The following is a 6421-nucleotide window of genomic DNA, read 5'->3' as shown; positions in this document are numbered from 1 at the left end:
CCCGCCTGTGGACCTGACCGACCGCGCTCTGCGTCGGCGTGGCGCCTACGACCAGGCCGCGCTCCTGCTCGATCAGCAGGCCTTACGGGAAAGCAGCCCTGAGCGCGCGGCCAGGGCCAGAGAGGCCGCTCTCGCGGCCAAGGAACTGTCCGCCAGCAACCAGCTTGAGTTCGACTTCTTCGGAGGGGGCAACGTGTCCATCGCTTTCCAGTATCAGGACGCCGTAACCGAACGCCTGCGCAATTCGGGCCAGACCCTAGCTCGGCAACATCAGGCTTTGGCAGTCCTCTGGCAGATCACTCGCCATCTCGCCTGGCAGTCCTACGAGTGCACCAAGACCGCTGCCGATCTTTGTGAAATTACCGGCATTACGCCAAACCACATGTCTCCTATCCTCGCTCTGCTCGAAGAGGTCGGGGCAATCCGACGGGTGAAGCGGGGAAGGACGAAAATCATCGCTGTCACCCCGGAAGGGGCATTCCGCGGCAACGTCAACAAGCACGCCGAGGCCGTCGAACGCTACAAGCTCGACGTGATCCAAGGTGGCAAGACCGATCAAGCCCCCGAGTAGCCGACCGGTCGACCACCGGTTTCGAGAACCGATACCGACCACTCTGCCGACCGACACCGACCACCCAAGGAACCACTTGTGGCGTTGACGCTGAACCAGGCTGCCAAGGCTTGTGGCCGTTCCAAATCCACCCTGCTAGACGCCATCCGCAGCGGGCGCATGAGTGCTCCCAAAGACGACCGGGGCCGGTACGCCATTGACCCGGCCGAGCTGCACCGCGCTTTTCCCTTCCAGGCTATAGACCGGTCGGCAGACCGGTTTCCGGAACCGCAATCGACCACCATTGGGAACCAACCGACTACCCCAGCCGGACGAGTTCTAGAACGCGAGGTCGAGTTACTGCGTGAGATGCTGGGCAAGGCCGAAGCCAATGCCGACCATTGGCGCGCATTGGCCGAGCGTCAGCAGGCGCTCCTGGAAGACAAGCGGCCCAAGGAACCGCGCAGCCTCCTTCAGCGCATCCTCGGCCGATAAGTTAGCTTGGCGCTGTTTAGGACTAGGGTGCAGTAGTCCCCGCCCGCCCGCTCGGATCAGAGCGGGCTGTAGGGCGGGCGGGGGCTAGAGCCTCGATCACTCGGCATTCGGATACCCTACCTCGTCTACATTCGCTGACCATTCGGGCCAGTTCATCCTGCAAGAGAAGCAGGCGGGCAATCCGGCTTTCGACTGCCTCAAGCTGCTCTTGGGCAATGCGGCTCGCATCCTCGCATGATGCTTCCGGCCGTTCTTGCAAGGCGAGCAGGATGCGGATGCTTGGCAGATCGAAACCAAGCTCGCGAGCATGGCGGATAAAGCCCAGGCGCTCGGCATCGGCGGGGCTGTAGGTGCGCCGTCTGTTCGGCTGGCGGGCAGGCTTGGGCAAAACCCCAATGCGCTCATAGTAACGGATCGTCTCGATGTTCACGCCCGTCTGCCGGGATAAATCGCCGATCTGCATCTTTTGCCTTGCTCCTGTAGTCGCTACAGGTTGTAGCAGGGCAAGGCTAAAGTTTCGAGGATCGACGAATGGCCGCTGCAACCGACACAATCCGCTATCACGTTACGGGCATGGACTGCGCGTCCTGCGCCGCCAAGATCGAGGGCGCGGCCCGCAAGGTTGAAGGCGTGGACGAGGTGAAGGTGTCGATTGCCTCGCAGATCATGACGCTCAATGTCGATGATCCGCAGACGCGGCTTCCTGCTATTGAGCAGGCAGTGACAAGCCTGGGTTATCAGCTTGATCGCATAGGCCAGCCCAAGGTGGCCGGGGCGGAAACCGATGAGGATGACGACAAGATCCCTGACCTGTCGCACGTCACCCCAGCCTACAAGCGCGCACTCTGGATCGTTGTCCTTCTCAATGTCGGCTATGGTGTGATCGAGATTTTCGGCAGCTTTCTGTCGGGTTCGCAGGCGCTACAGGCGGACGCGCTCGATTTCGTGGGCGATGGCCTGATTTCCTTCCTCGGCCTCATTGCGGTGGGCTGGGGCCTCGCGGCCCGCGCCAAGGCGGCGCTGCTGCAAGGCGTGTTTCTGGGCCTGCTCGGCCTTGGCGTGATTGGCTCGACGCTCTACCGCGTCTTTGTCGAGCATGAGCCGGAAACCCTCCTGATGGGTGGCTTCGCGGTCGTGGCCTTCATCGTCAATGTGGCCGCTGCCCTTGTGCTGCTGCCCCACCGCAAGGGCGATGCCAATATGCGTGCAGTCTGGCTGTTCTCGCGCAACGACGCGATTGGCAACCTTGCCGTGGTCGTCGCGGCTGTCCTCGTCTGGGCGCTTAGCTCGTCCTGGCCTGACCTTCTGGTGGCCTTCGCCGTCGCGGGCCTGTTCCTGCAATCGGCGTGGTCGATCATCCGGGATGCGCGCTCCGATCTCAAACAGGCTGGCCGTGCATGAAAACGGCTAGGCCTGCACTCATCATCGCCTTTGGAGCCGCGCTCGATCTTGCTGCAAAGCTATGGGCGCGCACCTCTCTCGAACCCTACGGCGCGGCAACCGACTTTCTGCCCTTTGTCGCGCTGCGTCTGACCTTCAATCAGGGGGTTTCGTTCAGCCTGTTCTCATTCGAGGGTGAGACTGCGCGGCTTGTGCTGCTGCTCGCCACGGCCGCATTGACAGCGAGTTTTGCGCTATGGGCTTTTAGATCGCAGGGCTTGGAGCGCATTGCTGCCTCTTTCATTGTGGCGGGGGCGCTCGCCAATGTCATTGACCGTGCGGTGTATGGAGTGGTGACCGATTATCTCGATCTGCACTTTGGGGCATGGCACCCCTTTGTGTTCAATCTTGCAGATGTATGGATCACGGCCGGGGCTATCTCATTGTTCTTCTGCCAATTCAGCCAAAAACAAAGTAGGGTTGCCTTGAGGGGCTAACTTAAAGCTCGTGATCGTGGCCCCTGTCGCGCTCCCGCCTTGCGGCCCGCTCCAACTCCCATTCGTGCGCTTTGCGCTCCTGGACTAATGTCAGCGTTCTTTCAGCAACGCGTTCACCTGCTGCACCAAGTGCGTGGTTGAGGCGGTCTGCTTGGCTAAGGCCGCGTTCAAGTTCTCCAAGCCCGCGCTCAAGCGCTGCTGTGTGGCCTCGATCTGCGACAAGCGGGCCTCGATCGCTGATTGTCGCTGCGAGATGCGCTGCGACCATGCGCCCACCTTCTTCGAATATTCCTCGGACGCGCTCTCCGATTGATCGAACTCGTTCGCCAAGCGCCTGAACTGTTCGAGCAAAGCGCGCTCCAATGCCGTGAGCTGGTCCATGGCTCAGTCCCCAGTCGTCATGTGCAGGCAGATCGCATCCCGCCCCGAGGGCGTCGTGCAGTGCACGGGCTTCGCGTTCTCGGGCACGACCAGGTAGCTCTGTCCCTCGCTCTGGAACGTCTCCAAGGGCATGTCCGCCACGATCCGCAAGGGCTGGCTGGAGCGCCAGAGCAAGAAGCCGGTCAGGCTCAAGCTCACGATCAGCGCCCCCCAGGTCAGCCCCAGGATCCATTTCAGCTGTGGCAGCGCGCTCCTGATCCCATGCGTGGTTCGGGCGATAGCGATCTCGATTTCGGTCAGCTCGGTGCTCACGCTCGCGCTCACACGCCGCGAGAGCCTCTGCAACTCGCTCTCGGTCAAGGCCGCGATCTCGGCCGTCTGGCTCTCCAACCTCTCGTGCAGCCGCTCGGCCAAGCTCCGCGTCATCGCTCCAGTCCTTCTCGTAGATGCGGCCCCTGAGCCGCAGGCGCTCGTCGGTGTCGGGGTCGCGCACCGTCACGTAGTCCTTGCCCGCCCGCGTGACTTCCAGCCCGGCTTCGGTCAGGGCATCGACCAGGCTGGCGCGGTCATGGATCGCCCCGCGCTCGACCAGGGCCGTCACATAGCCGTGGACGGCCTCCTTGCCCTCTTTCAGGTGGAAGCCGTGCTGCGCCCAGGGCGGCGACAGCTCGAAGGCCACCTCGCGCGCCCGCGCCGGATCGTCCGGCCGCGCCCAGCCATGCTCCAGGTTCAGCGCGTCCCGCAGCTTGGAATACCCCCGCTCCCAGCCGGGCGGCGCGATGTTGAGCGCCCGCCCGGAGGAAAGCTCCAGGCGCGGGGTCACGAAGTGCAGCTCCACCCGCCCGCCTTCGGTGTGCTGGTGGCGCACCCAGGTGATGTCGAACTGCTCGGCATCGAGGCCGGCAAAGGCGAAGGCCTCGAAGGCGGCCATCGCCGCCTCCTGCTCCGCCACGCTGGGCGCATCCTCGGGCGCAAAGGACAGCACCCCGTGCGTGTAGGTCCAGCGCCGTTTGATGCTGTCGATCAGCTCCCGCGTCCGCGCCAGATCGCCCCGCACGACCTCCGGAGCGCAATGCTCCCGTCCCTCCCGGCCAGCATCGAGCAGGTAATCGCAGACCGCCCCACCACCACCTTTGCCGCCGCTGGTGAACTTGATGAGCATCAGCCGCGCTCCGGGGGGTCGGCCCGCGTATGCGCCGCCCGCAGTGCCCCCAGCTCGCGGTCGATCTCGATGAGGCGCGACAGCAGCGCCGTGGCCGTCACCGGCTCCTGCCGGTTGGCGGCCCGCGCAAGCTGGTTGAGGTTGTTCCCGATCCGCGCCAGCTCCCGCAGCAGCTGCGGGGCGACCGGCGGCGGCTCCCGCCGTGCCCGCAGCCGCAGGCCGCCTAGGGAGGCTCGGATCAGCTCCGACAGCGACACCCCCCGGCTTGCCGCCAGAGCCTGCCAGCGTGCCCGCTCCGCCGCGCTGGCTCGCAACTTGATCCAGCGGGCAGGCTCGGGAGCGGCAGAAGGGTCGTCGGCCATGAGGCAGGCTCCAAGGGGTGCAGGGGTGTCCCCTGCCGGGGTTCGGGCTGGCCCTGCCGTGCCATGGGCGCGGAGCCGGGGGTTTGAAGGGGGCGGCACGCCCCCTCACCAGCGCGAGTGGTCAGGGCAAGGCGAAGCCTTGTCGTGGCCACGAGAGTATCCTGGCGAGAAAGTTGCAAGCAAGGAGGATGACCGGCACCGTTGGAACTGGTGGAAAAGGCCCAAAAGCGATACGCCGGCCCTGATGCAGAGCTATCTCGAAAAGCGCGATCCCGCGAAGAACCTGGCTCGGTTCTACCGTCTGATGGTCCTGCCCAACCTCTTCGGGGAGTGGACCCTTCAGAGGGAATGGGGGCGGATCGGGCAGGCCGGACAGGTTCGCAGCGTCTACTTCCCCTCCCGGGAAGAAGCCATGTGCGCATTCCTGAAGCTGGAAGCAGCGAAGAGACGGCGAGGCTACTGGCTGAGGCCCGAGCAGCTGGAGCTGTTCCAGGGTCGTTTACACTTGTAAGCTATCCGCTTACACATACCTATGATCAAGACCTTTGCGAACAAGCAGCTGAAGGCCCTCTGGGAAACGGGCAGGTCGAGGATCGACGCGCGGATGCATAGCCGCATCCTGCGGCGCCTGGACGCCCTCGATGCCGCCACCGTCCCCGAGGACATGAACCTGCCCGGCTTCGACTTCCACCCGCTGCGAGGCCACACCCCGACCCGCTACACGGTCCATGTGAACGGCCCGTGGTGCATCACCTTCGAGTTCCGCGACGGCGACGCCTACGTGCTGGACTTCGAGCAATATCACTAGGAGGCGAGGATGAGCCGCAACCCCGACCGCTGCCCGACGCATCCGGGCGAACTGCTCCGCGAGGACGTGATCCCCGCCACCGGGAAGCCCAAGGCCGAGATTGCGCGGATGCTCGGGATTTCGCGCCAGCATCTCTATGACATCCTGGCCGAGCGCAAACCAGTCAGCCCTGAGGTTGCCGTGCGACTGGCCAAGCTGTTCGGGAACGCTCCGCTGGTCTGGATCAGGATGCAGGGGGCCTATGACGCCTGGCACGCCGCCCGCGAGGTGGATGTCTCGGCGGTCCCGACCCTGGTGGCTGCCGAATAGCCACCGCAGCTGGGCAAGGCCACTCTCTGATCCGCTCTGGGCGTCTGCCCTGGTGCAACCTTAGCGCGGTGCCGCCTGCGCTGTCCCTGGCTCTGTGGCGCGGCCTGCCCACTGGCCTGTTTCCCAGCACATCCTACCCGTGCAGCTCGGCCAGACGGGCGGTCGGAGCCCATCAGCGCCTCTAAGACTCTTAGGATATATGGATACGCGGGTGCATTTTGGCCGTTTTGCCCTTGCTAGGCTGGAGAAAGTAAAGATGGACAGTTCCCTGTGAGGGAACTAAAGTTCCCTGTGAGGGAACTATCGAGGCCATGATGAGCAGGATTCCTATCGACGAGCTGCGCCGCCTGGGGATAACTTCCGAGGACATCGACATGGCCCGAACGACGCAGGAGGCGCAGCGCCGCAATGGCTCGCCGGTGCAGTCCATCGCCGTGCTCGTCGGGGCCACACAACCTCGCCCGCGCCCCAACCCGA

Annotated in this window: 10 protein-coding genes; 7 read left to right on the top strand and 3 right to left on the bottom strand. The window is 64.3% G+C overall.

From position 1 onward, the window contains the following. Together BLQ03_RS17165 and BLQ03_RS17160 are read left to right on the top strand one after the other, a co-directional pair. A partial coding sequence (locus tag BLQ03_RS17165; protein ID WP_139166799.1) for a helix-turn-helix domain-containing protein occupies positions 1 to 571 on the top strand: 571 nt, incomplete at its 5' end. 84 nt (positions 572 to 655) lie between these two features. Beyond that, on the top strand, positions 656 to 1045 hold the full coding sequence (locus tag BLQ03_RS17160; RefSeq protein WP_139166798.1) for a hypothetical protein: 390 nt from the start codon (positions 656 to 658) through the stop codon (positions 1043 to 1045). A 22-nt stretch (positions 1046 to 1067) separates the two neighbouring features. On the opposite strand, the gene BLQ03_RS17155 is transcribed toward BLQ03_RS17160, so the two are convergent. Beyond that, on the bottom strand, positions 1068 to 1508 hold the full coding sequence (locus tag BLQ03_RS17155) for a MerR family transcriptional regulator (RefSeq protein ID WP_090757515.1): 441 nt from the start codon (positions 1506 to 1508) through the stop codon (positions 1068 to 1070). A 68-nt stretch (positions 1509 to 1576) separates the two neighbouring features. Here BLQ03_RS17155 and BLQ03_RS17150 point away from each other — a divergent pair, with 68 nt between their 5' ends. Both BLQ03_RS17150 and lspA read left to right on the top strand, forming a co-directional pair. Next, a complete protein-coding gene (locus BLQ03_RS17150) occupies positions 1577 to 2446 on the top strand; it encodes a cation efflux transmembrane domain-containing protein (RefSeq protein WP_028720581.1) in 870 nt (289 codons plus the stop codon). Then, positions 2443 to 2922, top strand: coding sequence for a signal peptidase II (gene lspA / locus BLQ03_RS17145; protein ID WP_088239308.1), 480 nt, complete (start codon positions 2443 to 2445; stop codon positions 2920 to 2922). Before BLQ03_RS17150 ends, lspA begins: the two co-directional genes overlap by 4 nt. 1 nt (position 2923) lies before the next feature. Here the strand turns inward: lspA and BLQ03_RS17140 are convergent, their stop codons facing one another. Together BLQ03_RS17140 and BLQ03_RS17135 are read right to left on the bottom strand one after the other, a co-directional pair. Continuing rightward, positions 2924 to 4465: a relaxase family protein gene (locus BLQ03_RS17140; RefSeq protein ID WP_090757514.1), complete on the bottom strand. Its 1542-nt coding sequence runs from the start codon at positions 4463 to 4465 to the stop codon at positions 2924 to 2926. Continuing rightward, positions 4465 to 4827: a MobC family plasmid mobilization relaxosome protein gene (locus BLQ03_RS17135; RefSeq protein ID WP_090757513.1), complete on the bottom strand. Its 363-nt coding sequence runs from the start codon at positions 4825 to 4827 to the stop codon at positions 4465 to 4467. Before BLQ03_RS17135 ends, BLQ03_RS17140 begins: the two co-directional genes overlap by 1 nt. Before the next feature lie 244 nt (positions 4828 to 5071). Between BLQ03_RS17135 and BLQ03_RS17130 the strand changes: the two genes are divergently transcribed. Genes BLQ03_RS17130 through BLQ03_RS17120 form a run of 3 tightly spaced genes read left to right on the top strand, consistent with a single transcriptional unit; the run spans position 5072 to position 5944 of the window. Beyond that, positions 5072 to 5338 carry a WGR domain-containing protein gene (locus tag BLQ03_RS17130; RefSeq protein ID WP_090757512.1) on the top strand — a complete coding sequence of 89 codons (267 nt, stop codon included), beginning with the start codon at positions 5072 to 5074 and terminating at the stop codon, positions 5336 to 5338. Positions 5339 to 5359: 21 nt separating this feature from the next. Continuing rightward, positions 5360 to 5635 (top strand): type II toxin-antitoxin system RelE/ParE family toxin, encoded by a 276-nt coding sequence (locus BLQ03_RS17125; RefSeq protein WP_090757511.1) that lies wholly within the window; start codon positions 5360 to 5362, stop codon positions 5633 to 5635. A gap of 9 nt (positions 5636 to 5644) precedes the next feature. Then, a complete protein-coding gene (locus tag BLQ03_RS17120; RefSeq protein WP_090757510.1) occupies positions 5645 to 5944 on the top strand; it encodes a HigA family addiction module antitoxin in 300 nt (99 codons plus the stop codon). Positions 5945 to 6421 lie beyond the last annotated feature (477 nt).

The organism is Paracoccus chinensis (genome assembly GCF_900102885.1).
GTDB classification, from domain to species: domain Bacteria; phylum Pseudomonadota; class Alphaproteobacteria; order Rhodobacterales; family Rhodobacteraceae; genus Paracoccus; species Paracoccus chinensis.
Note: the sequence above shows the minus strand (reverse complement) of the source record. Positions and strands in the feature narration are given on the sequence as shown.